Raw genomic sequence first — 25,029 nt, 5'->3', positions numbered from 1 at the left:
CGGTGTGTCGACCAAGGTCGACACCTACCAACAGCAGCGGAATTCTGTCGAAGGCGGGGTGGGTCCGGTGGCAGGGGTGTGAGCCGCATGGATGCGGCGACCAAGCCCCCATGGACGGGTTAACGGCGTCCCCTGCCATCGGACCCACCCCGCCATCCTACGGATAGCCCGCTTTTGCTTTTGCTTTAGCCGTTGCCGTTGATTCGGCGGGTGCAGGGCGCAGCCCTGCCGCACTCCCCTCTTCCAAAATGTGAAGGCCGCGCGGTGACGAGCACACCGCCCCTTCGGCTAACATTCGTCCATGCCGCATACCACCACGACTCCGCCCGCATTGCAGGATGGCGACCTGCTGGCCGCCATCGACCTTGGCTCCAATAGTTTCCACATGGTCATCGCGCGCTACACGCTCGGCCAGCTGCGGGTGATCGACCGCCTGCGCGAGACCGTGCGCATGGCCGATGGCCTGGATGGCAAAGGTGGGCTCTCCTCCGCTGCGCGGCAGCGCGCGCTGGAATGCCTGGCCCGCTTCGGCCAGCGCATCCGCAACGTGCCGCCGCACCGGGTGCGCGCACTGGCCACCAACACCGTGCGCCAGCTGCGCTCTCCGCAGTCGTTCCTGGTTCCCGCCGAAACCGCGCTTGGGCATGCCATCGAAGTGGTCAGCGGCCGCGAAGAAGCGCGCCTGATCTACCTGGGCGTGGCCCACGCGCAACCGCCCAAGCCCGGCCAGCGCCGGCTGGTGATCGACATCGGCGGCGGCTCCACCGAGTTCATCATCGGCATGGGCATGCAGACCCTGGAGCGCGAAAGCCTGCAGGCCGGCTGCATCGCCAGCACCCGGCGCTTCTTCCCCGGCGGCAAGCTGAGCAAGAAGCGCTGGAAGGACGCGCTGGCCGAGATCGGCCGCGAGTTCCAGCCCTTCGCCAGCAAGTACCGCGCGCTGGGCTGGCAGGAAGCACTGGGTTCTTCGGGCACGCACAAGGCGATCAGCGAGATCTGCGCCACGATGAAGCTGAGCAAGGGCGCGATCACCGCCGAGGCCCTGCCCCAGCTGCGCGACGAACTGCTGAAGGCCAAGAAGATCGACGACATCCAGTTGCCGGGCCTGTCCAGCGACCGCCGCCCGATCATCGCCGGCGGCATCCTGGTGCTGGAGGCCGCCTTCCAGGCACTGGGCCTGCAGAAGCTGCTGGTCAGCAAGGCGGCGATGCGCGAAGGCATCCTGTACGACATCGTCGGCCGCGCCGGCGAAAACGACCTGCGCGATGAATCGGTGTCCGCACTCAGCCAGCGCTACGGCATCGATACCGTGCAGGCCGATCGCGTGCAGGACACCGCGCTGTCACTGCTGGAACAGGTGCAGGAACGCTGGCGGCTCGATGCCGACGACGCGCGGATGCTCGGCTGGGCCGCACGCCTGCACGAGCTGGGCCTGATGATCGCGCACAGCGGCTATCACGTGCATGGCAGTTACGTACTGGAACACTCGGATATCGCCGGCTTCTCGCGGCAGGAACAGCAGATGCTGGCCGCGCTGGTGCGCAGCCATCGCCGCAGCGTAACCAAGACCGCCTTCGACGCCCTGCCCGAGCGCCTGTTGCTGACCGCTCGCCGGCTGGCCGCCCTGCTGCGCCTGGCGGTGCTGCTCAATCGTGCCCATGAGGACGATCCACTGCCCGCGCTGGAACTGACCGCCGACGACAACCGCCTGTCGCTGATCGTGCCGCAGGCCTTCATCGATGCCCGGCCGCTGCTGCGCGCCGATCTGATCGGCGAGACCGACGGCATCGCCGGGCTGGGCATCCAGTTCCGGCCGTTCGTGGCCTGAGGCTCACGCTTTCCCACGAGGGGAAGAAGGTCACACACCGTTACGATTCGCGCATGCGTCCCCCGTTGACCTGCTGCGATGCAGCAGATCATGTCGGGGGAGCGCATTCAGGGCTACAGCTAAGCGACTGCTTTTGTTGAGCTTTCGTGAAATCTGACGATGAAGCCTGGTACAAATCGACACGCCCTCTTTACATGGCATTAACCAACGAGACTACTATCGGGTCATCGGTCCGCTTATCGGCGGCCGATTCCTTCGACGCCCCTTTTGGCGTCCCTGCACGACCTGAGAGAGAGAGAGCTCGTCATGACTTCACGCACCACCCCCCTGGGGCAGGCCATCCGCTACGCCCTGGCAACCACTGCGACGCTGGCCGCGCTGCCTGCGTTCGCCCAGAGTGGCAGCACTGCCGCGCCGACCACCCTGGATCGCATCGAGATCACTGGCTCGCGCATCCGCCAGGTGGACGTGGAGACCGCACAGCCGGTCCTGGCACTGAGCCGGCTGGACATCGAGCGCCAGGGCTTCAGCTCGGTGGCCGACATCCTGCAGAACGTCACCGCGATGGGCAGCCCGGCGATCAGCCGCGCCAACGCACTGAGTTCGGGCGAAAACACCGGCGGCACCTACATCGACATGCGCAACCTGGGCGCGCAGCGCACCCTGGTGCTGGTCAACGGCAAGCGCCTGGGCATCAGCACCTCGGGCCTGCAGGACGTGTCCTCGCTGCCGGTGTCGGCGGTGGAACGCATTGAAGTACTGAAGGATGGCGCTTCGGCCATCTACGGTTCCGATGCGATGGCCGGCGTGATCAACATCATCACCCGTTCCAACGTCAACGGCGTGACCGCCAACGTCTACCACGGCCAGTACAGCGAAGGCGACGGTGCGCGTGACCGCTTCGACGTGGTCGGCGGCTGGAGCAATGACCGCGTGTCGCTGACCCTGGCACTGGAGCACTCCGAAGAAAAGAGCGTCTGGGCCAAGGACCGCTGGTTCAGCAAGTACGGCGTGAGCGACCGCCACCCGAACGATGCCTCCAACTGGACCACGCTGAGCCAGTGGGGCCAGGTCACCGGCCTGAAGGGTGGCCCGGGCTGCACCAACACCAGCCAGGGTTGCGGCTACTCGCTCAACCGCGGCGCTGATCCGACCAACCCGGCCAACTACCACCTGACCGACGCGACCCCGTTCACCGGCGATGTCAGCAACGCCAACGAGCAGATGCACGTCATGTATCCGCTCAAGCGTGACTCGGTGTACTTCGACGGTCGCTTCAAGATCACCGACCAGGTCAACCTGCGCACCGAATTCGGCTACAACAAGCGTTCGGCCGAGCGCCAGATTGCAGGCTACCCCCTGCAGTCCAGCTCGGTGTCCATCTCGGGCGACCCGACCGCTACCGGCCTGATGTCCAAGGACAGCTACTTCAATCCGTTCGGCAACCAGCACGGCTATGCCAAGCCAACCGACGTGGCCTGGAACCGCCGCACCTGGGAAATCCCGCGTGTGAGCACCAGCGAACTGAAGACCTACCGTGCGGTAGTGTCGCTGGATGGCAGCTTCGAGATCGGCCAGCGCTACTTCGACTGGGACGTGGGCTACCAGTACAACCGCAACGAGCTGACCGCTACCGCCACCGGCAACCTGCACAAGAAGCGCGTGCGTGACGCCGTGGGTCCGTCGTTCCTGGATCCGGCCACCGGCAAGGTGATGTGTGGCCGTCCGGGCGCGGTGATCAGCGGCTGCACGCCGTGGAACCCGCTGGTGCCCTACGGCAAGAACGATCCGAACGGACTGACCGGCAATGAAGAACTGATGGCCTGGCTGTTCCCGGCGGAGCACACCACCGGCCGGACCACCACCAAGAACGCGTTCGCCAACCTGTCCGGCAGCATCATGACCCTGCCGGCCGGCGACCTCGGCTTCGCTTTCGGCGTGGAAAGCCGCAAGGAAGATGGCCGCTACACCCCCGATGCCCTGGCCCAGACCGGCGCTACCACCAACCTGGCCGCAGGCCCGACGGGTGGCAGCTACAACGTGAAGGAAGCCTACCTGGAGCTCAGCGTGCCGGTGCTGGCCGACCTGCCCGGTGCGCGTGAGCTGAGCTTCAGTGCCGCCACCCGCTACTCCAAGTACAACACCTTCGGCAACACGCTCAACAGCAAGTTCGGCTTCAAGTGGAAGCCGATCGACCAGCTGCTGGTCCGTGGTACCTGGGCCGAAGGCTTCCGCGCACCGACCATCAACGATCTGTACGGTGGCGGTTCGGAAACCTTCGCGCAGTTCAGCGACCCGTGCGACACCGTGTTCGGCTCGGCCAAGGGCAGTGCTGAAGTCCGCTCGCGCTGCGCACGTGACATCGCCGATGCCGCCAACTTCCGCCAGCTGAAGCAGGGCAACACGCCGGTAACCACGGCACAGGATGCGACCCCGACGCCGTTCGTTTCCGGTTCCAACCCACTGCTGGTTCCGGAAACCTCGACCAGCAAGACGCTGGGCCTGGTGTGGAGCCCGACCTTCGTCAGCAACCTCAACGTGGCGCTGGACTGGTGGAAGATCCGCATCGACAACACCATCGTCGGTGACAGCCCGAACCAGATCCTGAAGGACTGCTATGAGCAGGGCATCGAATCGCGCTGCAGCCGCTTCACCCGCGACCCGTCCAACGGCATCGTCACCGGCCTGAAGTTCGGCAACCGCAACGCCGGCTTCGCCGAGACCGAAGGCTATGACCTGGATGTCAGCTACCGCGTCGACACCGGCTACGGCAAGCTGAGCGCAGGCTGGACCAGCACCTATGTGAGCAAGAACGTCTACCGCTCCACCAATGATGTCCGTGATGCGATCACGCCGATCAACGGCGTGGCCAACACCATCGGCACCGCCACCAGTCTTGCCTTCCGCGTGCGCTCGAACCTGGTGCTGGGCTGGGATGTGGGTGACTTCGGCGTCAGCTGGACGGCACGCTACTACTCCGGTGTGAAGGAGCGCTGCCTCAACGCCTCGCGGTATCCGGACGAATGCTCCGATCCGACCTTCCTGGCTCCGTGGCTGAAGTCGCCCACCGCTTACAACGAGCGCGGCGCGGTGACCTTCCACGACGTGCAGTTCCGCTACAACCTGCCGTGGGATGCCACCGTTTCGGTGGGCGCGAACAATGTGTTCGGCAAGGAAGCTCCGGTGATGTACAGCAAGCCGAACTCGTCGTTCTCCTACTACGGTGGCTACGACATCGGTCGTTTCATGTACATGAAGTACCAGCAGCGCTTCTGATCCATCCACGCTGTTGAAGCTCGACGACCACGGCCCTTCGGGGCCGTGGTTTTTTTCTGCCCCGCGCAGACTGTCGCTTTCCACATTGACCCTGATGCGTTCAATCAGGGGCACGGTCCTCTGCGCTGCGTCCGCCGCAATGCCACAGGTTGGAGCAATCGGTTGATTTGCTTCTGCTTTGTGCAGAAGCGTCACGGCCGTCTGCGGTGCTTTCGTCGCTTGCCCATACGTCTCCGCGCCCGCTTTCACTAGGTTCGAACATCCACCGCCGCGGTGGAATTGACGCAGCCCCGCTTGGCTGTGTTCCGAAGACTTCGAAGACTGAGAGAGAGACCCATGACCATCCGTATTCCCGAACTCGGGTTGGCGATCCGTCGTGCACTGGCGTTGGCGGCCACCACCACACTGGCCGCCCCCGCATTCGCCCAGCACGCACCGGAAGCCACCACGCTGGACCGTATCGAGATCACCGGTTCGCGCATCCGCCAGGTCGACCTGGAAACCGCACAGCCGGTGCTGACCATCAGCCGCGCCGACATTGAGCGGCAGGGCTTCAATTCCGTCGCGGACATCCTGCAGAACCTGACCGCGACCGGCAGCCCCGCGCTCAGCCGCGCCAGCCCACTCAGCAGCGGCGAAGCCTCCGGCGGCAGCTACGTGGACATGCGCGGGCTGGGGGCGCAGCGCACGCTGGTGCTGGTCAACGGCAAGCGCCTGGGCATGACCACTTCGGGTTACCAGGACATTTCCAGCATTCCCGCCGCTGCCGTGGAGCGCATGGAAGTACTGAAGGACGGCGCTTCGGCCATCTACGGTTCCGACGCGATGGCCGGCGTGGTCAACATCATCACCCGGCGCAACGTCCAGGGTGTGACTGCCAACGTCTACCATGGGCAGTTCAGCGAAGGCGACGGTGCCCGCACCCAGTACGATGTGGTTGCCGGCTGGTCGAATGACCGCGCCTCGATCAGCGTCGCCGCCGAGCATGTCGAAGAGAAGGGCGTGTGGGCGAAGGACCGCGGCTTCAGCGCCTACACCTATACCGATCGTCATCCGGACGATGGCTGGACCACGGTCGGCCAGTGGGGGCGCATCGTCGGCTTCAAGGGCCCGGGCTGCAGCGGCGCCCGTGGCTGCAGCTATTCACTCGATCGCGGCAGCCAGCCGGGCGGGCCGGACAGTTTCCACCTCAGTGACAACACACCGTTCACCGGTGACGTCAGCAACAGCAACGAACAGATGCACGTGCAGACGCCGATCAAGCGCGATTCGCTCTTCGTCGACGCACGCATGGATCTGAACGACCAGATCCGCTTCAACACCCAGTTGGCCTACAACCGACGCACCACCACGCGCCAGGTTGCCGGCTATCCGTTCCAGTCCGGTGCAGCCGGCATCACGCCGATGTCCGCCGACAGCTGGTTCAACCCGTTCGGCAGCCACCACGGCTATGAACGCCCAAGCGATGTGCACTGGAACCGCCGCAGCTGGGAGATTCCGCGCGTCAGCATCAGCGAACTGACCACCTGGCAGGGTGTCGCAGCGTTTGAAGGCAGCTTCCAGTTCGTCGGTCGCGAGTTCGATTGGGAAGCCGGCTACCAGTACAACCGCAGCGAGCTGGAGCAGCGAGCCACCGGCAACCTGCACAAGCAGCGCGTCGCCGATTCCACCGGTCCTTCGTTCTACAACCCGGCCACCGGCAAGGTGGAATGCGGCACACCGGACGCGCCGATTGCCGGCTGCAAGCCCTGGAATCCGCTGGTGCCGTATGGCCAGGATGACCCGTACGGCCTGACCGGCAACGGCGAACTGCAGGACTGGCTGTTCCCCGAGGAACTCACCCGTGGCCGAGCCACCACCCGCAACCTGTTCGCCAGCCTCAGTGGCGGCCTTGCCACGCTGCCCGCCGGGGAACTGGGCTTCGCCCTGGGCGTGGAGAGCCGCCGCGAGGAGGGTCGCTTCATTCCCGACGCGCTGGCCCAGACCGGTGCCACTACCAACCTGGCGGCGGGCCCCACCGGCGGTGGTTACCGTGTCGACGAGGCCTATCTGGAGCTGAGCGTGCCGTTGCTGCACGACCTGCCCGGTGCACGCCAGCTGACCCTCGACACGGCGACGCGCTACTCCGACTACACCACCTTCGGCGGAACCCTCAACAGCAAGTTCGGCGTCTCCTGGAAGCCGATCGACCAGTTGCTGGTCCGTGGCACCTGGGCCCAGGGCTTCCGTGCGCCGACCATCTCGAATCTGTACGGTGGCGGCTCGCAGACCTTCACCACCGGCTTCCGTGATCCCTGCGATACCGTCCATGGCGCGGCCGCCAGCAGCCCGGAGGTACGTGCACGCTGCGCCGCCGACATCGCCAACGCAGACAGCTACCGCCAGCTCGGCCAGGGCAACGAGCCGATCACCGGCAGCAGCGGGCAGACGCCCCTGCCCTTCACCAACGGCTCCAATCCCGACCTGAAGCCGGAAACCTCGACCAGCCGCACGCTGGGCCTGGTCTGGAGCCCGACGTTTGCTGAAGGACTGAACATCGCGCTGGACTGGTGGAAGGTCCGCATCGACAACACCATCGTTGCCGACCATCCCAATGACATCCTCCGCGACTGCTACGAACTGGGCATCGCCGAGCGCTGCGGCAGCTTCACCCGCGACCCGGAACTGGGCATCGTCAACACGCTCAGCTATGGCAGCCGCAACAGCGGTTTCCGCCAGGCCGAAGGCTATGACCTGGAGATCGGTCACAAGTTCGAAACGTCCTGGGGCACGCTGAGCGCCGACTGGAAGACGACCTATGTGGTGGCCGCGGAAGAACGGACCACCAACGAGGTGGATGCACCCCCCATCCCCAGCAATGGCATTGCCACCAACGGCGGCATCGGCTTCCGTGTGCGCTCCAACGCATCATTGGGCTGGGAACGTGGCAACCTCGGCCTGGGTTGGGGCCTGCGCTATTTCTCCGCGGTCAAGGAACGTTGCCTGGATGCGGCCACGTACCCGGGTGAGTGTTCGCACCCGGGGCAGCGCGCACCGTGGTTCAGTGGCAGCCGTGACTACAACCGTCGCGGATCGGTCACCTTCCACGACGTGCAGGCACGCTACAACCTGCCATGGGATGCGACCGTCTCGATCGGTGCCAACAATGTATTCGGCCGCCAGGGGCCGATCATGTACAGCCAGCCGAGCGCCAACTTCTCCTACTACGGTGGCTTCGACATCGGTCGTTTCATCTACATGAAATACCAGCAGCGCTTCTGATCCACCGCGCTCCCTGCACCACCGCCACGGCCCTTCGGGGCCGTGGCTCCATGGGAACCGGACCGCCGTCATCCCGTGGTCGCAAAGCGGTCATATCCGCTACATCGCCAGGCCCGAGCATGCCGGAAACCCGGAGGCCCGCCATGCGCTATGCCATCGTCACCGAGACCTACCCGCCGGAAGTGAACGGCGTTGCCCTGACCGTGCAGGGCCTGGAGCAGGGACTGCGCACTTCCGGCCATGACATCGACCTGATCCGGCCACGCCAGACCAGCGAAGCGCTGGACTCGGCGCCAGGCACGCTGCTGGTTCCGGGTGCCGCATTGCCGCGCTACCCCGGCCTGCGCTTCGGCCTGCCTGCACCGATCCGGCTCAACCGCCACTGGCAGCAGCAGCGTCCCGATGCGGTCTACATCGCCACCGAAGGCCCGCTGGGCTGGTCGGCGCTGCGCACCGCGCGCCGCCTTGGCATTCCGGTCGCCAGTGGTTTCCACACCCGCTTCGACGAGTACCTGCCCGACTACGGCGTCGCCTGGCTGCAGGCCGCTGCGATGCGCTGGATGCGCCGGTTCCACAACCAGGCCGACGCAACGCTGGTACCCACCCGCGAACTGCAGCAGTTCCTCGGCGAACAGGGTTTCGAACGTGTACGCCTGCTGGCACGTGCGGTCGACAGCCAGCAGTTCGATCCGGGCCGGCGCGACCCGGGGCTGCGCGAGGAATGGGGCGTGGACGGCAATGGCCTGGTCGCGATCCATGTCGGCCGCATCGCCGCGGAAAAGAACCTTGGCCTGGCGGTGAAAGCCTTCCGGCGCCTGCAGCAGATCCGGCCCAAGGCCCGCTTCGTCTGGGTGGGTGATGGCCCGGCTCGCGAAAAACTGGCACATGAAAACCCGGATTTCATCTTCTGCGGCATCCAGCGCGGCGAGGCCCTGGCGCGGCATTTCGCCAGCGGTGACCTGTTCCTGTTCCCCAGCCGCAGCGAGACCTTCGGCAACGTGACCCTGGAAAGCATGGCCAGCGGCCTGGCCACCGTCGCATTCGACTACGGTGCGGCCCGCGAATACCTGCGTAATGGCGAGAACGGCGCGGCCGTGGAAAACGATGAGCAGTTCATCGAGGCAGCCGTGCAGCTGGCCGCCGATGATGCACGGCGCCGCGAATTCGGCAGCAGCGCCGCGCGTGCGATGAAGCGCCTGCATCCACAGCAGGTGGTTGCCGAGTTCGATGCGCTGCTGTCCGAGCTGGCCCAGTCGCGGAGGAGCGGCCATGCGCACCACGCCGCTTGAGCTGTTGGCCGGCCGCGAGGCGCGGCTCTGCCGCCGGGCCAACCACTACTGCCGGCGTCGCCGCGTGCGTCGCCTGTTCTCGGTCATCAGCCGTCTCGGCGATGGCGTGTTCTGGTACGTGCTGATGGGCGCGCTGGTGCTGCTCGACGGCTTCGACGGACTGCGCGCCTCCGTGCACATGGCCGCCACCGGGCTGGCCGCGCTGCTGCTCTACAAAGGCCTCAAGCGCTGGACCCGGCGTCCCCGCCCGTATGCGGCCGATCTGCGCATCCGTGCCTGGGTGGCACCGCTGGACGAGTTCAGCTTCCCCTCCGGGCACACCCTGCACGCGGTGTCGTTCACCATCGTCGCGTTGGCCTACTACCCGTGGCTGGCACCGCTGCTGGTCCCGTTCACCTTCGGCGTCGCGCTGTCGCGGGTGGTGCTGGGCCTGCACTACCCGTCCGATGTACTGGCCGCCACCGGCATTGCCATCCTGCTGGCATCGGCCAGCCTGGCCTGGTTGCCGCTGCCGGTGTGATGGCCGCCGCGCCGGCCACGCATGGCCCGGCGCTACCGTCATCGTTGATGGCCTAGAATGCAGGCATGACCACGCTGTTCATTTCCGACCTGCACCTGGACCCCAGCCGTCCGGAGATCACCGACCTGTTCCTGCGCTTCCTGCGCGAACAGGCGCCCGGCGCCGATGCGCTGTACATCCTCGGCGACCTGTTCGAAGCCTGGATCGGCGACGACACGCCCTCGCCCGCCGCCGATGCAGTGGCCGACGCGCTGAAGGTGCTCTCCGACAGCGGCGTGCCGGTGTATTTCATCCGCGGCAACCGCGACTTCCTGCTCGGCGAAGACTATGCGCGCCGTGCCGGCCTGCGCATCCTGCCCGACCCGTGCGTGATCGAGCTGTACGGTCGCCCGGTGCTGCTGCAGCACGGTGACCTGCTGTGCACGGACGACATCCCCTACCAGCAGTTCCGTGCACAGACGCGCGACCCGGCATTCCAGGCGCAGTTCCTGTCACAGCCGCTGGCCGCACGCATCGCGTTCGCGCAGAAGGCACGCGACGCCAGCCAGGCCCGCCAGTCGGAAATGAAGCAGGGCGATCGTGCGCAGTTCGAGACCGTGACCGATGTGGCTCCGGCCGAAGTCGACGCCACCTTCGTGCGCCATGGCGTGGACACCATGATCCACGGCCACACCCATCGTCCGGCGGTGCACACGCTGCAGGCCGGTGGCCGCACCTGCAACCGCATCGTGCTGGGCGACTGGTACGAACAGGGATCGGTACTGCGCGTGGATGCCGGCGGCTGGTCGCTGGATACGCTCGCGCGCGAATGATGGATCGCAGGGTGCCAACCAAGGTTGGCATCTACCAGGGCAGGTGCACGCACCCGGGTAGACGCCGACCCCGGTCGGCGATTGGCTTCAGCGGAAGGCCGCGATGGTGGCCTTGGTATTGACCAGCACGCGCTGGTTGTCGGCGGTACTGGCATTGCCCATCGGGATGCCGTTGTAGCTGATGTTCGGGTTGGACCAGTAGTTCAGGCGCGGGCAGCCGGCCGAGCAGTCATAGGCCATGATCGTGCGCCAGCGCGAACCGGAGGACGGCTCGTAGCGATAGCCGTGCCCATAGGCATAGGGCGACGTGCTGGGATCACTGGCGATATCGTGCCGCGCACTCTGCAGATGGCCGATCTCATGCGCGAAGGAGTAGTAGCCGGTCGCGCAATCCCAGTACACCGCCGCGAAGGCCGTCGATGCCGTCGAGCCGATGCCCGAGGCCAACCCGCAGTAGCTCGTGTTGTTGATCAGCAGGACGCCGACATCGGCCGCGGTGTTGTTGCGGCTGGTGTGGATGCTGTCCATGTAGCCGTCGCTGGTGTTGCGGAAGCGGGTCAGGTCGGTGGTGAAGTTGCCGGACTCGGTGTAGTTGGTGGTTTCATAGCCGGCCAGCTGCAGGGTGATGCCAACGTTGCTGTTGACGTAACCCTGGTTGGATTCCGCCACCGCCAGCTGCACCAGCGACTGCATGTTGCCGCCATAGGCCGTTACCGCTGCATTGGTCGCCACCACCAGCACGCGGATGGTGGCCGGGGTGCCGGACGAGGCCTGCGCGATGCCGATGCGCTCATTGTTGCCCATCGGGATTTTCGGCAGCTGGTTGTAGTCGGCCGGATGATCGGCCGGCATCCGCGATTCATCCACTTCCACCAGTACATGGCGGTTGCCCAGCGGACGCAGCCGGTAAAGCTTGCCGTCCTTGCGGATCGAACCGGTGAGGGTGTTGCCCGAACGCACCAGGATCACTGAATTGCCAGGATCATCCTGACCGTTCGAAGTGGCGGCAGTCAGCCGATCGGACGGCGAGCGCAACTGGCCGTACCAGATGCTGCCGCCATCAGGCAGGGCTTCCACCTTGCTGCGCACCGCCTGCACGCGCTGGCCAAGCAGTTCGAACTCCAGTTGCGGCTGCGCGGTGGCAGCAGCGTCGACACGCACTTCCTGTACCGTCGCGGTGGACGGGGTGGCCAGCAGCTTGCCCAGCGCGGGCTCACTGTTTGCCGATGCCCGGCTGATGACCGTCACCGGCTCGAACAACGGTGCCGCATGCGCGGCCGCTGCCACCGACAAACCCAACACCAGGCCACCCGCCGCTTTGCCAATCGATCTGGACAACATTGCGTCGCTCCTTGAATGATGTGAACAGCGTTGATGCAGCACGCCCGGGTTTTCCGGGTCTGGCCATCTGGCCTGCGCGGGTCGTGTGAATTCAATAGAAGATGGGAATGAAAATCAGGAACTGTGATCGACCGCATCTGCGTTAAGTAAGGTCAAAGGCGTCACTACACTTCGCCAATACACCGCTTTCGCGCTACCGTGACGCAGTCACGACGGGACATGCACATGGCACCATCGCAGGACGCGGATGAAGATGTCGGCTTGCTGCGGATCGGCCTGTTCTTCGATGGCACCCGCAACAACGCACACAACCTGGCACGCGGTCGCCCACAGGTTCCGCAGCCACGCCCGGCGCAGCTGCGCGCGGATGATGATTCGACCTACCAGAGCCGGCTGACCAGCAGCTACGACAACGGCCTGACCAACATCGCGCGCCTGCAGCAGCTGTATCCGGACAGCCGCCGCGATGCGATGGCCACTCCTTCGCTGTCGATCTACGTGGAAGGCGTGGGCACCCGCGATGATGCTGATGACGATCTGATCGGGCTGGCCTTCGGCATCGGTGCCAGTGGCGTTCGTGCGAAAGTGCAGCGCGCGCTGCAGGTGCTGCTGCCGGCGGCACTGGCCGAGCTGTCCGCGCGCTGGCAGCGACCCTTGCGTGGCGTGCAGCTGGATCTGTTCGGCTATTCGCGCGGCGCTGCCGCGGCACGTGACATCGCCAACCAGCTGCAGGGCTGGGACAGCGCGCGCTGGCGCCAGCTGCTGCAGGGCGCCGGCCTGTCCTGCACTGCGAACTTCGCCGCCGTCACGCCAGTGCTGCGCTTCATCGGACTGTTCGACACCGTGGTCGCAGTCAATGGCGGCCGCGCCGATGAGCAGCCGCAGCTGGCCCTGCGCAGTGGCATCGCCGGTCGCGTCGTGCAGCTCACTGCACGCGATGAACATCGCCAGCACTATCCGCTGACCAGCGTGGCACCGCCGTTCACCGAGATCTCCCTTCCCGGTGTGCATGCCAACATCGGCGGTGGCTACAACCAGCTCGAAGAAGGGCCCAAGCTGCTCAGTCGCCCGCGCCGGCAACAGCTGCGCCGCCCAGCGGTTGCCGACTACCAGGTCCCACCATTGGCGTTGCTGCAGGCCACCACGGCCTACGCTGAAACACAGGCCGATGCCGAACGCTGGCGGCAGCAGCTGGGCGTTGGGGAAAAAGAGATCTGGGTGGATGTCTGGCACCAGTGGCAGCAGCAGCGTCGCGCCGGCAGCCGCAGCGTGCTGCTGTCACCGGTGCTGTATGTGACTGCCGCGGTGGTGCTGCGTCGGCGCATCGACTGGCGTTATCAACTGATCGCACTGCAGGTGATGCAGCAGCAGGCCATCGATGCCGGCGTGCAATGGACCGCCAATGCGGCCGGAGTTCCCGGCTGGGAGCTGCCATCCGCCCTGCAGCCGATCGCACGCCGCCTGGTGGCCGGACAGCCGCTGACGCAGACACAGGAGGCGCTGCTGCGGCGGCGTTACCTGATGCAGTCGGCACACTGGAATTTCGACGCCCTGGGCGACACCGCACTGACCTACGCCGCCGATGCCGGCGTCAGCGAACTACCGTACCGGCCGGGCCCAGGCCTGTTCTACATCAACCGGCCGACCGTGGACGGCAAGCGCGTGGTGTTGCCGAATGCATAAGAAAAAGGAGACGGAGGGGATCAAGTCGTTTGTGGCATTAACGACTTGATCCCCTCCGTCCCCTTCTTCTCAACCGGCCTGCTCGACCAGGTTGGCGAGCTCATCCGCATCAAAACCAGCCAGCAGGCGCGCTTCGATGTTGAACGGCCCGTGCAGGTAGCCGCCGGCGTACTCCACCAGCAGTTCCTTGAAACGTGCGCGCGGTTCGACATCGGCGCGGTCGCAGTACCAGCGGTACCAGCGCGAACCGGCGGCAACATGCGCCACTTCCTCGCGCAGGATCACTTCCAGTACGTCGGCGGTCTCGCCATCGCCGACATTGCGCAGCTTCTCGATCATCCCCGGGGTGACGTCCAGGCCGCGCGCTTCCAGCACGCGCGGCACCAGCGCCATGCGTGCCAGGCCATCGTGCGCGGTCTTTTCGCACATTTCCCACAGGCCGTTATGCGCTGGGAAATCGGCATAGTCGTGGCCATGCACCTGCAGGCGTTCGCGCAGCAGCATGAAGTGCCGCGATTCGTCGTCGGCACAGCTGACCCAGTCGGCATGGAATGCCGACGGCAGGCCGCGGAAGCGGTACACCGCATCCCAGGCCAGGTCGATCGCATTGAGTTCGATATGGGCGATGGCATGGATGAAGGCGGCCCGCCCTTCCACACCGCCCAGTCCGCGCCGCGGCACTTCGCGCGGGTGCACCAGCACCAGTTGCGCCGGCCGGCCCGGCATGCGGATCGGCTCCGGCGGCGGCGCATCGGCGGCCACTCTCAGGCGACCGGCACGGAACGCAGCGGCGTAGGCCTGGGTCAGCGCAACCTTGCGCAGCGGGTTGGCTTCGGCCAGGCACTGCTGCGCGGCGCGCAGCAGGTCGCCACCAACGTCGGGCACGTCAACCACGCCTGGACCTCAGGCGCGGCGCTTGTGCTTGGCATCGTCCGAACGCAGCTGCTGGATGCGCTCGAAGTAGCCCGGCTCGATACCGGTCGGGTAGTGGCCGTTGAAGCAGGACGAATCGAAGTTGCGCAGCGCCGGGTTGCCCTCGCTCACTGCCGCTTCCATGTCTTCCAGATCCTGGTAGATCAGCCAGTCGCAGCCCAGGTGGGCTTCGATCTCTTCCACGCTGCGGTTGTGCGCGACCAGCTCTTCTGCAGCCGGCATGTCGATGCCGTAGATGTTCGGGTAGCGCACCGGCGGCGCCGCGCTGGCCAGGTAGACCTTGCGTGCGCCTGCATCACGGGCCATCTGCACGATCTGCTGGCTGGTGGTGCCGCGCACGATCGAGTCGTCCACCAGCAGCACCACGCGGTTGCGGAATTCCAGGTGGATCGGATTGAGCTTGCGGCGCACCGACTTCACGCGCTCGCCCTGCCCCGGCATGATGAAGGTGCGGCCGATGTAGCGGTTCTTGATGAAGCCTTCGCGGTACTTCACCCCGAGCACGTTGGAGATCTCCAGCGCGGCGTCGCGCGAGGTATCCGGGATCGGGATGATGGTGTCGATGTCGTGGTCCGGGCGCAGGCGCAGGATCTTCTCGCCCAGCTTGATGCCCATGCGCATGCGCGCCTTGTGCACCGACACGTTGTCGATCATCGAATCCGGGCGTGCGAAGTACACGTACTCGAAGATGCACGGGGTGTGCTCGGCCGGCTCGGCGCAGATTTCCGAGAACAGCTCGCCGCGCGCGGTGATCACCAGCGCTTCGCCCGGCTGCACGTCACGCACGCGCTGGAAGCCCAGCACGTCCAGCGCGGCAGATTCGGACGCCACGATGTACTCATCGCCCTCGGCGTGGCTGCGCTTGCCCAGCACCAGCGGGCGGATACCGTGCGGGTCACGGAAGGCGACCAGGCCCAGGCCCAGCACCACGCTGACCACCGCATAGCCGCCCTTGCAGCGGCGGTGCACGCCAGCCACGGCGCGGATGGCCGCTTCCGGGCTGAGCTGGCGCTGCTGCTCCAGTTCGTAGGCGAACACGTTCAACAGCACTTCGCTGTCCGAATCGGTGTTGACGTTGCGCCGGTCCTGTTCGAACACCTGCTGGCGCAGCGCCTCGGTGTTGATCAGGTTGCCGTTGTGGGCCAGCGCGATGCCGTACGGCGAATTGACGTAGAACGGCTGTGCCTCGTCCATGCCTTCCGACCCGGCGGTCGGGTAGCGCACATGGGCGATGCCGACGCTGCCTTCCAGAGTGGACATGGTGCGGGCATCGAACACATCGCGGACCAGGCCGGTGGCCTTCTGCACCCGCAGGCGGCTGCCATTGACGGTGGCGATGCCTGCTGCGTCCTGGCCGCGATGCTGGAGGACGGTCAAGCCGTCATACAACTGCCCGGCGACGTTCTGGTTGCCGACGATTCCGACGATGCCACACATGGTGCGAGGTCTCCGCTGGGCTTTGCCCAGTTACAAGGAAGGTGGCCGTACCTGGCCGCGGTGGTCGCCGCGCGCGCGGTCGACATTGGCCGGATCGCCCGGCTCGATACTGTCCGGCAGTGCTGGGGCGTCCGGACGCACTTCGGCCGGATCGTAGGAATCGCCCTGTTCCGCTTTCGCAGGCCGCAGCCATCCGCTGCCTGCCACTACCTGGTTGAGGATGCCATTATCGCCTGCCGCGCCCGGCTTTCCCAACCCGGCGCCTGCGTTCTTCCCCAACTCCATCAATGCAGATGGGGACAGGGCGTCGGTCGGCAAGCCCTTGGGCAGCAGATCGGCCCCGGGAACCTCCCAGTGCGGCAGCTTGCTGTTCATCCAGGCAACGGTGGGGTTCAGCAGTGGGCGCACCGCCGAACGCTGCCAGGAGGGCTCGGCGGTCAGCGGGGTGAAACTGCCCAGCAGCAGCAGGATCGCGGCGATCAGGCCGCCCCGCACAGCGCCCAGCACCCCGCCCAGCAGGCGGTCCAGGCTGGTCAGCATGCTGCGATGGACCAGGGCCTTGATGACCATGCCGATCACCGCGACCACGATCATCACGCCGATGCCGACCCCCAGGTAGCCACCGACGAAGTGTTCGCCACCGGGGGCCGCCGGGGCGGCCCACCAATGGGCGGCATCATTGCCGAAGGCGAAGGCCGCCCACGCGGCCAGCAGCCACGACAGGGTGCCGATGACGATTCCCACAAAGCCGCGCAGCATCCCCAGCAGGGTGGAGGCGGCGATCACGATCAGCAGCACCACGTCGATCATGGCGCCCCGCTCCTTCGGCGGCGCTGGCAACGGGGCTGCGCGTGGGTCATGGGTGCGGTCGCACCATGCCGGCCACGCCGACCTTGGCGGCGACCTGCGCCTTCAGCTGCTCGGCATCGGCGCGGTTGGCCACCGGCCCGACGCGGACGCGATGCAGGGTGCCCTTGTCCGTGCGCACCTGTTCAACGAACGCGCTGAAACCGGCGGCGCGGACCTTGTCGCGCAGGGCATTGGCATCGTTGGCCTGACCGAACGCGCCCAGCTGCACGGCAAAGCCGACGCCGCTGGCAGCCGGTGCCGCCGGCGTGGTCGGCGCCGTCGCCGGCTTGCTGGCGGTGGCCTCCGGCTTCGGCTCGGGCTTCGGCGCCGGCTTCGGCGGTTCCGGCCTGGCGGCCGGGGTGGTCGTTGCGGTCGGCGTACTCGGCGGAAGGCTTTCGCTGCGGACCGGGTTGCTGCTGGCCGACGGCGCAGTGGCTGCGGACGGAGTGCTGGCGCTCGGCGTAGCCGATGCCGGAGTGGCCGCGACCGGGGCACTGCTGCCGGCCGCCGCGTCCAGAGTGATCACTTCGGCCTTCACATCCGCCCGGATCTTCACCGCCTGCAGGCGGGCCGCCTCGGCCTGGGCGCGGTCGGCATACGGCCCGACCCGCACACGCCAAGCCTGACGGCCGCCGATGGTGGCGGTTTCAGTGAAGCCCGGCAGCTGCGAGCGCTTCAGGTAGGCGATCACGGCATCGGCGTCGGCCTTGCTGCCGTAGGCACCGAAGGTAACCGCATAGTTGCCGGCGGCGACCGCCGGCGACGTGTCCACGGTCGGCGGCGTGGCAGGCGCTGCGGCCTCCGCAAGCGGTTTGGCCTGGCCGGTCTGCAGCCCCGTGGCACCGCCCGCCGGGGCCACCAGCGGCAGTTCACGGGTTTCGAACTGGCCATCGGCCGGTGCATCCGGCGCGGCGATCGGCACATTGGCGACGCCGCTGTCCGGTGCCGGTCCCTTGACCAGCATCGGCAGGAAAATCACGGCCAGTGCCACCAGCACGATGGCACCAATCAGACGCTGTTTCAGAGGCGTATCCACGTGAGGCAGGCAACTGTCCGGAGATTGCCATCGATTATACGGGTGCCGGACCGGACGGCGTCGGCGTTGGCTGAACGCGTATCAGGCGGCGTCCTGCAGCCATTGCAGGGCGGCGGCGGCGGTATGGAAGGAGCCGAACACCAGTACCCGGTCCCCACGTTCGGCCTGGGCCAGTGTCTGCGCCAGCGCCTGTTCGACGCTGTCAGCCAGCGCCGCCGTAGCGGCGGCCGTGCCGGCCAGGCGTGCCTGCAGCTGGGCGGCGCTCTGCCCGCGCGGGCCTTCCAGCCCGGCCAGGGTCCACTCGCCCACCACGTCCTCCAGCGCCTGCACCACACCCGCTGCGTCCTTGTCCTGCAGCGCGGCGTACACCGCCAGGGTGCGTCCGGCCGAGACCTCGGCCTTCAGCGCACGCGCGAGCTGGCCCGCGGCCTGCGGGTTGTGGCCCACGTCCACACGGATCTGCACGCCGTCGCGCTCGAATGCCTGGAGCCGGCCGGAAATGCGCGCCGCCGCGACACCGGCAGCCCACGCCGCGCGCGGCACCGGCTTGTCCAGCGCGCGCAGCGCGGCGATGGCGGCGCCGGCGTTGGCCAGCTGGATCGGGCCGGCCAGCGCCGGGGTCGGCAGTTCCATGCGCAGGCCGACGTCGCGCCAGCGCCAGCGCTGGGCATCGATCGGCTCGTAGAAATAATCGCTGCCGCCACGGATCGCGTTGGCACCCACCAGATAGGCACGTGCGAGCACGCTGGACGGCGGATCGGTCTCGCCCAGAATCACCGGCTTCCAGCCACGGATGATGCCGGCCTTCTCGGTGCCGATCGCTTCGCGGTCCTCGCCCAGCCACTCGGCATGGTCGATGTCCACGGTGGTGATCACCGCCACGTCGGCATCGACGATGTTGACGGCATCAAGGCGGCCACCCAGGCCCACTTCCAGCACCGCCAGGTCCAGCCCGGCGTCGGCGAACAGCTGCAGCGCAGCCAGCGTGCCGTACTCGAAATAGGTCAGCGTGGTTTCGCCACGCGCCGCCTCGATGGCGTTGAACGCAGCGACCAGCGCTGCATCGTCCACGTCCTGCCCGTCGATGCGCACACGCTCGTTGTAGCGCAGCAGATGCGGTGACGTGTAGGCACCGACCTTCCAACCAGCAGCACGACCGATGGCCTCGATGAAGGCCACGGTGGAGCCCTTGCCGTTGGTGCCACCGACCACGATGGTGCGCCCGGCCGGCGCGCCAAGACCCATCGCCATGGCCACGGTGCGCACGCGCTCCAGGCCCATGTCGATGGTCGCCGGGTGCTGGCGTTCAATGTAATCCAGCCAATCGGCCAGGGTGGTCGGGGTGTTCGTCACGGCAGTGCTTCCAGCAGGTACAGGTGGTTCGGTGTGGCGGGTCAGAGTGCGCGGTGCTTGGCTTCGCCGAAGAACGGCGTGTGGTGGGCGCAGTCGTTCAGGCGCACCACTTCCAGGCTGTCCAGGTCGGCGCCTTCGAGCAGGTTGAGCGTGGTCGGTGCCTGGCGGAAGGTCCACAGGCGGGAAATCGGCAGGCCCAGGACCTTGCACAGGATCACGCGGTTGACCGCGTCATGCGCGACCACCAGCAGGGTGTCGTGCTCGCCGAGGCCTTCGGTGGCACGGGCCAGGCCACGCCAGCTGCGCTCCAGCACCAGGCGCAGCGATTCGCCGCCGGGCATCAGCACGGTATCCGGTTCCTCGCGCCAGGCCTGCAGGCGCGACGGATCCTTTTCGTTGATTTCGCTGGCCAGCAGGCCTTCCCATTCGCCGTGGGCGATTTCCTGCAGCTCCGGCTCGGTCAGCAGCATGTCGGCGCGGGCGGCGCCAAGCGCCAGCTGCGCGGTGCGCTGCGCGCGCGACAGCGGCGAGGCAACGGCACGGGTGATGTCCACCGAGGCCAAGCGGGCGCCAAGCGCCTGAGCCTGGGCTTCACCGATCGGCGAAAGCGGAATATCGATCTGGCCTTGGTAGCGGCCTTCGGCGTTCCACGGCGTTTCGCCGTGGCGGGCAAGCAGGATGCGCATGCGTGCAAGGGGTCCTGGGGGGAGGAGGTTTCCGCGTTTCGTTCACATCCTGTGAAGTGCGCGGAACAGGGATGATACCTGTTCGGCGCACCGGGCCGGGCCGGGCATGAAAAAACCCCGCGACGTGGGTCGCGGGGTTTTGGAACTCCGGCTATCTGGTCGAGGTTGCCGGCCAGCGGCCGGCACTACCGCAACCGGTTTATTTCGCCAGGTTCAGTTCCTTCAGCAGCTGCGGCGCCGGTGCCACTTCCTGCATGATCCACTGCATGTAGCGGCTGTCGACGGCGATCATGCGGGTCATCACCGGATCGAACACCCAGTTGGAGCTGACCGATTCCCAGTTGCCGTCGAATGCCAGGCCGACCAGCTTGCCGTTGGCGTCCAGCACCGGCGAACCCGAGTTGCCACCGGTGATGTCCAGGTTGGACAGGAAGTTCACCGGCACCGAACCAATGCGCTTGTCTTCCAGGCCACCGTAACGCTTGGCCTTGACCGCATCGAGCAGCGCCTTCGGCGAATCGAACGGATCTTCGCCGGTTTCCTTCGCCGCCACGCCTTCCAGGGTGGTGAACGGGGTGTACTTCACGCCGTCCTTGCCATAGCCCATGACGTTGCCGAAGGTGATGCGCAGCGACAGGTTGGCGTCCGGGTAGACGAACTCACCCTGGCTCTTCTTGTAGTCGGCCACGGCCTGCAGGTACAGCGGGCGGGCGGTCAGCGATTCGCCTTCGCGGATCTTCTTCTGCTCTTCCTGCTTCAGCAGTGCCGGCATCACAGCCACGGCGTACTGGATGGCCGGATCGCTGCTGGCTTCAAATGCGGCACGGTCGGCCTTGAACCACTTCAGGCGGGTGTCCAGGCTGCCCAGCTCGGTGCCGCCCAGCTTGGCCACCAGCGACTTCACCGCAGCGGCATCGCTGCCGGCCAGCCACTTGTTCAGCACTTCATTGTCACGCTGCGCGGCCGGCAGGGCCACGTACTGCTCCAGCCAGTAAGCCTGCAGCTGCTGGTCCATCTTCGCCACGTAGCGGCGATCCATCTGCTTCAGGCCACCTTCGATGGTGGTCAGGTCGCGTTCCTGGTAACCGGCTTCGCGCTCGGCATCCGGCTTGCTGCGCTCGATCGACAGGCGGTACAGGGTGATCGCTGCGCCAACGGCCGAGGTGTTGTTGAACTGGCCGACGAACAGGTCGCGTTCGCGGGTCGACTTGCTGGTATCCAGATGCTTGAGCAGCTGCGCGTGTGCGGCCAGCGCCGGCTTGCCGGCAGCGCCCTGCTTCTTCAGCCACGCCAGCACGGCGGCTTCTTCAGCCTGCTTCTGACCAGCGGCGTCGATGCGCTTGAAGCCTTCCAGCTGGCCCAGGTAGTTCTTGGCCACGTTGTTCATGCTGGCGGCGGTGGCGGCGTACTTCACCTTGACGTCGGCGTCGGCCTTGCCGGCGTCGGCGATCATCTTCAGCACCGCGTTGTAGTGCTTGGCGATGGTCGGGTAGGTGAAGCTGGCGGTTTCGTTGAACTCACCGGCCAGTGCATAGCGGTTGGTACGGCCCGGGTAGCCAGCCACCATCACGAAGTCGTCGGCGCCCAGCGGCTGGTCGGCGAACTTCAGGAAGTGCTTGGGCTGATACGGCACGTTGTCGGCGGCGAAGGCGGCCGGCTTGCCGTCCTTGCCCACGTAGGCGCGGTAGAACGAGAAATCGCCGGTGTGGCGCGGCCACATCCAGTTGTCGACGTCGCCGCCGAACTTGCCGACGCTGCCCGGGGGCGCGTAGACCAGGCGCACGTCCTTGATTTCCATGTTGCGGAACAGGCGGTAGGTGTTGCCGCCGGAGAAGCTGTACAGGCGGCAGCGGAAGCCGGCATCGGCTTCACAGGCCGCGACCTGGGCCTTGTCGAAGGCGTCCAGCGCGCGGCTGCGGGCCAGCGGGTCGTTGCCGGCGGCAGCGATGGCGGCCTTGGCCTGGGTGGTGACGTCGGTGATCTGGTCGAGCACGAACACGCGGGCGTTCGGGCCGGCGCTCAGTTCGTCCTTCAGGGTCGGCGCGTTGAAGCCGTCCTTGATCAGGTTCTTCTGCGCGGTCGAATTCAGCTGGATGGCGCCATAAGCGCAGTGGTGGTTGGTGACCACCAGGCCCTGCGGCGAGACAAAGCTGGCGGTGCAGCCGCCGAGGGCGACGACCGCACCCATCGGGTCGCCGGTCAGGTTGGCCAGCTGTTCCGGGGACAGCTTCAGGCCGGCCTTCTGCAGCGGGCCGGCGATTTCCGGCAGCTGCTGCGGCACCCACATGCCTTCAGCGGCATGGGCGACCTGGGCCAGCCCGAGGCTGGCGACGATGGAGAATGCAAGCAGGTTCGAGCGCATGGAGCGGCCCCTGGTAGTGGAACCTTCGATTGTAGCCCGCCGCCCTGCCCCGGCCCGAACCCCGGAAGTCATGCAATCGGGTGCTTCCATCGTTCAGCGTCTCCACTGCGATCGGACGGAGGCGGGAGGCCAGGCCGATGCAGGACACGCCGTAAACCCATCCATGGGGGCTCGATCGCGCCATCCATGGCGCTCACGGTCCTGCATCGGCCTGGCCTCCCGTCTCCCGACAATTGCCTGGCCTCGGACGGTAGCGCCGGGCCATGCCCGGCGAGTGCAGCGGCCACGTTCGAAATGCCCGCCGGCGCACGCCTTTCGTTCCACCACTGCACCCGCAGCGCAACATGGGAAATCCGTGCGGCACCCTATAATCCGCGCTTTCCCCCTGATGAGTTCCACCTCGATGGCGCAGCAAACGATGAAGGCCCTGGTCAAGCGCGAAGCGGCCAAGGGCATCTGGCTGGAAGAAGTTCCGGTTCCGACCCCGGGCCCGAACGAGGTCCTGATCAAGCTGGAAAAGACCGCGATCTGCGGCACCGACCTGCACATCTACCTGTGGGACGAGTGGAGCCAGCGCACCATCAAGCCGGGCCTGACCATCGGCCACGAATTCGTCGGTCGCGTCGCCGCACTCGGCTCGGCCGTGACCGGCTATGAAATCGGCCAGCGCGTCTCGGCCGAAGGCCACATCGTCTGCGGCCACTGCCGCAACTGCCGTGGCGGCCGCCCGCACCTGTGCCCGAACACCGTCGGCATCGGCGTCAACGTCAACGGCGCCTTCGCCGAATACATGGTGATGCCGGCCAGCAACCTGTGGCCGATCCCGGACCAGATCCCGTCGGAGCTGGCTGCGTTCTTCGACCCGTACGGCAACGCCGCGCACTGTGCGCTGGAGTTCAACGTGATCGGCGAGGACGTGCTGATCACCGGTGCCGGCCCGATCGGGATCATCGCCGCCGGCATCTGCAAGCACATCGGTGCACGCAATGTGGTGGTGACCGACGTCAATGATTTCCGCCTGAAGCTGGCCGCCGACATGGGCGCCACCCGCGTGGTCAACGTGACCAACCAGTCGCTGAAGGACGTGATGAAGGAACTGCACATGGAGGGCTTCGACGTGGGCCTGGAAATGAGCGGCAACCCGCGTGCGTTCAACGACATGCTCGACTGCATGTACCACGGCGGCAAGATCGCCATGCTCGGCATCATGCCCAAGGGCGCCGGCTGCGACTGGGACAAGATCATCTTCAAGGGCCTGACCGTGCAGGGCATCTACGGCCGCAAGATGTATGAGACCTGGTACAAGATGACCCAGCTGGTGCTGTCCGGTTTCCCGCTCGGCAAGGTGATGACCCACCAGCTGCCGATCGACGATTTCCAGAAGGGCTTCGACCTGATGGAAGAAGGCAAGGCCGGCAAGGTCGTGTTGAGCTGGAATTGACCCTTCGGGTCAATTCCCCCGCATGTCTCCTGATCCCCGCGCCGCTGGCGCGCCCCCTTGAACATCAAGGGGGCTCTCCTCAAGTCGGGATCAGGAACGCTGCGGAATTGAAAAAGGCGCCCGATGGGCGCCTTTTTCGTAAAGCGTGCCAGGCAAGGCTGGCCCCTGCCGAAGCAAGGGTTATTTGCCCACGGCCACGCTTAGCATGACACGGCTGTGGGCCAGCTTGCCGGAGTTGTCGCGGCCGTTGCCGTCGGTGCCGTAGTAGCCCAGGCCGACGTTGAACAGGCCGAACTGGCGCGCGACGCCGACGTTCCAGTCGGTGTAGTCCTTGGCGATGCCGTCCTCGAAGGTGCTGCGACCGACGTTGGCATTCAGGGTGAAGTCCTTCGGCAGGCCCCAGCTGCCGCCCAGGCCGAAGTACCAGCCATCGGTACTGCTGTTCCAGACATCGTTGGTGTAGGCCACCGTCAGCTTGTAGGTGTCATCCAGCGTGGTGGTGGTGATCAGCTCGTTGTAGTTCTGGTGGCTGGACTTCAGGTAGGTGTAGCGGTTCAACAGCACATCGACGTTCACGCGCTCGGTGACATCCACGCCGTAGCCGATCAGGTAATCGACCTCGGTCTTCGGGTCACCCGCACCAAAGTCCACACCCGAGCCCCACACGCCGGCATACAGGCCAACCGGGCTGGTGTAGGTGAAACCGGCCTGCAGGGTCGGATCCTCGTCGGTCTGCGACACACCACGGAACAGGTAATCGGAAACGGCGGTGACGTTCCAGCTGTACGGCGATTCGTTTTCCTGGGCGCTGGCGGCGAACGGGGCGGCCAGGGTCAGGGCAGCGGCAATGGCGAGGCAGGCACGGGCGTGCTTCATGAGCGTCTCCGGTGGGGGCGGTGGCGTGGAAGGCGGGGAGCAGGCG

At 66.4% G+C, this 25,029-nt stretch carries 17 protein-coding genes; 8 read left to right on the top strand and 9 right to left on the bottom strand.

All coding sequences use genetic code 11. The features are described 5' to 3' along the window. Positions 1-301: 301 nt before the first annotated feature. The 6 genes from ppx to lpxH all read left to right on the top strand — a co-directional run bounded on the left by ppx (position 302) and on the right by lpxH (position 10,986). Positions 302-1,828, top strand: a complete 1,527-nt coding sequence (gene ppx, locus M1L61_RS04230) for an exopolyphosphatase (RefSeq protein ID WP_010483920.1) — start codon at positions 302-304, stop codon at positions 1,826-1,828. A 306-nt stretch (positions 1,829-2,134) separates the two neighbouring features. Further along, entirely contained in the window at positions 2,135-5,104 is a 2,970-nt protein-coding gene (locus M1L61_RS04225; RefSeq protein ID WP_248854370.1) for a TonB-dependent receptor, read from the top strand. A 336-nt stretch (positions 5,105-5,440) separates the two neighbouring features. Continuing rightward, positions 5,441-8,365: a TonB-dependent receptor gene (locus M1L61_RS04220; RefSeq protein WP_248854369.1), complete on the top strand. Its 2,925-nt coding sequence runs from the start codon at positions 5,441-5,443 to the stop codon at positions 8,363-8,365. 143 nt (positions 8,366-8,508) lie between these two features. Further along, complete coding sequence (locus M1L61_RS04215) at positions 8,509-9,654, top strand: glycosyltransferase family 1 protein (protein ID WP_010483926.1); 1,146 nt, start codon at positions 8,509-8,511, stop codon at positions 9,652-9,654. Next, positions 9,635-10,174, top strand: a complete 540-nt coding sequence (locus M1L61_RS04210) for a phosphatase PAP2 family protein (protein WP_010483928.1) — start codon at positions 9,635-9,637, stop codon at positions 10,172-10,174. The genes M1L61_RS04215 and M1L61_RS04210 overlap by 20 nt, the downstream gene beginning before the upstream one ends. Positions 10,175-10,239: 65 nt before the next feature. Next, the gene (gene lpxH / locus M1L61_RS04205; protein ID WP_010483930.1) at positions 10,240-10,986 is read left to right on the top strand and encodes a UDP-2,3-diacylglucosamine diphosphatase; all 747 of its coding nucleotides are present in this window, start codon (positions 10,240-10,242) and stop codon (positions 10,984-10,986) included. Positions 10,987-11,073: 87 nt separating this feature from the next. Here lpxH and M1L61_RS04200 read toward each other — a convergent pair whose 3' ends face one another. Continuing rightward, positions 11,074-12,327 carry a zinc-dependent metalloprotease gene (locus M1L61_RS04200; RefSeq protein WP_248854368.1) on the bottom strand — a complete coding sequence of 418 codons (1,254 nt, stop codon included), beginning with the start codon at positions 12,325-12,327 and terminating at the stop codon, positions 11,074-11,076. A gap of 225 nt (positions 12,328-12,552) precedes the next feature. On the opposite strand from M1L61_RS04200, the gene M1L61_RS04195 reads away from it, so the two are divergent. Next, positions 12,553-14,010: a DUF2235 domain-containing protein gene (locus M1L61_RS04195; protein WP_248854367.1), complete on the top strand. Its 1,458-nt coding sequence runs from the start codon at positions 12,553-12,555 to the stop codon at positions 14,008-14,010. Positions 14,011-14,079: 69 nt separating this feature from the next. Here the strand turns inward: M1L61_RS04195 and M1L61_RS04190 are convergent, their stop codons facing one another. The 7 genes from M1L61_RS04190 to M1L61_RS04160 all read right to left on the bottom strand — a co-directional run bounded on the left by M1L61_RS04190 (position 14,080) and on the right by M1L61_RS04160 (position 22,666). Continuing rightward, the gene (locus M1L61_RS04190) at positions 14,080-14,904 is read right to left on the bottom strand and encodes a ferritin-like domain-containing protein (protein WP_019336371.1); all 825 of its coding nucleotides are present in this window, start codon (positions 14,902-14,904) and stop codon (positions 14,080-14,082) included. Between the two features lie 9 nt (positions 14,905-14,913). Beyond that, positions 14,914-16,380, bottom strand: a complete 1,467-nt coding sequence (purF, locus tag M1L61_RS04185) for an amidophosphoribosyltransferase (RefSeq protein ID WP_010483938.1) — start codon at positions 16,378-16,380, stop codon at positions 14,914-14,916. 30 nt (positions 16,381-16,410) lie between these two features. Continuing rightward, entirely contained in the window at positions 16,411-17,190 is a 780-nt protein-coding gene (locus tag M1L61_RS04180) for a CvpA family protein (RefSeq protein WP_019336370.1), read from the bottom strand. 46 nt (positions 17,191-17,236) lie between these two features. Then, on the bottom strand, positions 17,237-18,265 hold the full coding sequence (locus M1L61_RS04175) for an SPOR domain-containing protein (RefSeq protein ID WP_248854366.1): 1,029 nt from the start codon (positions 18,263-18,265) through the stop codon (positions 17,237-17,239). An 81-nt stretch (positions 18,266-18,346) separates the two neighbouring features. Beyond that, positions 18,347-19,618: a bifunctional tetrahydrofolate synthase/dihydrofolate synthase gene (gene folC / locus M1L61_RS04170; RefSeq protein ID WP_248854365.1), complete on the bottom strand. Its 1,272-nt coding sequence runs from the start codon at positions 19,616-19,618 to the stop codon at positions 18,347-18,349. A gap of 41 nt (positions 19,619-19,659) precedes the next feature. Next, positions 19,660-20,304, bottom strand: a complete 645-nt coding sequence (locus tag M1L61_RS04165; protein WP_010483945.1) for a histidine phosphatase family protein — start codon at positions 20,302-20,304, stop codon at positions 19,660-19,662. 199 nt (positions 20,305-20,503) lie between these two features. Then, positions 20,504-22,666: a S46 family peptidase gene (locus M1L61_RS04160; RefSeq protein ID WP_053442564.1), complete on the bottom strand. Its 2,163-nt coding sequence runs from the start codon at positions 22,664-22,666 to the stop codon at positions 20,504-20,506. A 418-nt stretch (positions 22,667-23,084) separates the two neighbouring features. Here M1L61_RS04160 and tdh point away from each other — a divergent pair, with 418 nt between their 5' ends. Continuing rightward, positions 23,085-24,107, top strand: coding sequence for an L-threonine 3-dehydrogenase (gene tdh / locus M1L61_RS04155; protein WP_248854364.1), 1,023 nt, complete (start codon positions 23,085-23,087; stop codon positions 24,105-24,107). A 180-nt stretch (positions 24,108-24,287) separates the two neighbouring features. On the opposite strand, the gene M1L61_RS04150 is transcribed toward tdh, so the two are convergent. Then, positions 24,288-24,983, bottom strand: a complete 696-nt coding sequence (locus M1L61_RS04150) for a TorF family putative porin (protein WP_010483951.1) — start codon at positions 24,981-24,983, stop codon at positions 24,288-24,290. Between the last annotated feature and the right edge of the window lie 46 nt (positions 24,984-25,029).

It is taken from the genome of Stenotrophomonas sp. NY11291 (assembly GCF_023277365.1).
Classification (GTDB): domain Bacteria; phylum Pseudomonadota; class Gammaproteobacteria; order Xanthomonadales; family Xanthomonadaceae; genus Stenotrophomonas; species Stenotrophomonas geniculata.
This window is presented reverse-complemented; position numbering and strand designations above follow the sequence as displayed.

Excerpts from the sequence above, each read along its gene's own strand:
- M1L61_RS04180 (WP_019336370.1), bottom strand. The coding sequence starts at position 17,190 with ATGATCGACGTGGTGCTGCTGATCGTGATCGCCGCCTCCACCCTGCTG.
- M1L61_RS04160 (WP_053442564.1), bottom strand. The coding sequence starts at position 22,666 with ATGCGCTCGAACCTGCTTGCATTCTCCATCGTCGCCAGCCTCGGGCTG.
- M1L61_RS04210 (WP_010483928.1), top strand. The coding sequence starts at position 9,635 with ATGCGCACCACGCCGCTTGAGCTGTTGGCCGGCCGCGAGGCGCGGCTC.
- M1L61_RS04225 (WP_248854370.1), top strand. The coding sequence starts at position 2,135 with ATGACTTCACGCACCACCCCCCTGGGGCAGGCCATCCGCTACGCCCTG.
- M1L61_RS04200 (WP_248854368.1), bottom strand. The coding sequence starts at position 12,327 with ATGTTGTCCAGATCGATTGGCAAAGCGGCGGGTGGCCTGGTGTTGGGT.
- M1L61_RS04215 (WP_010483926.1), top strand. The coding sequence starts at position 8,509 with ATGCGCTATGCCATCGTCACCGAGACCTACCCGCCGGAAGTGAACGGC.
- M1L61_RS04165 (WP_010483945.1), bottom strand. The coding sequence starts at position 20,304 with ATGCGCATCCTGCTTGCCCGCCACGGCGAAACGCCGTGGAACGCCGAA.
- M1L61_RS04195 (WP_248854367.1), top strand. The coding sequence starts at position 12,553 with ATGGCACCATCGCAGGACGCGGATGAAGATGTCGGCTTGCTGCGGATC.
- tdh (WP_248854364.1), top strand. The coding sequence starts at position 23,085 with ATGAAGGCCCTGGTCAAGCGCGAAGCGGCCAAGGGCATCTGGCTGGAA.
- M1L61_RS04150 (WP_010483951.1), bottom strand. The coding sequence starts at position 24,983 with ATGAAGCACGCCCGTGCCTGCCTCGCCATTGCCGCTGCCCTGACCCTG.
- purF (WP_010483938.1), bottom strand. The coding sequence starts at position 16,380 with ATGTGTGGCATCGTCGGAATCGTCGGCAACCAGAACGTCGCCGGGCAG.
- lpxH (WP_010483930.1), top strand. The coding sequence starts at position 10,240 with ATGACCACGCTGTTCATTTCCGACCTGCACCTGGACCCCAGCCGTCCG.
- M1L61_RS04220 (WP_248854369.1), top strand. The coding sequence starts at position 5,441 with ATGACCATCCGTATTCCCGAACTCGGGTTGGCGATCCGTCGTGCACTG.
- ppx (WP_010483920.1), top strand. The coding sequence starts at position 302 with ATGCCGCATACCACCACGACTCCGCCCGCATTGCAGGATGGCGACCTG.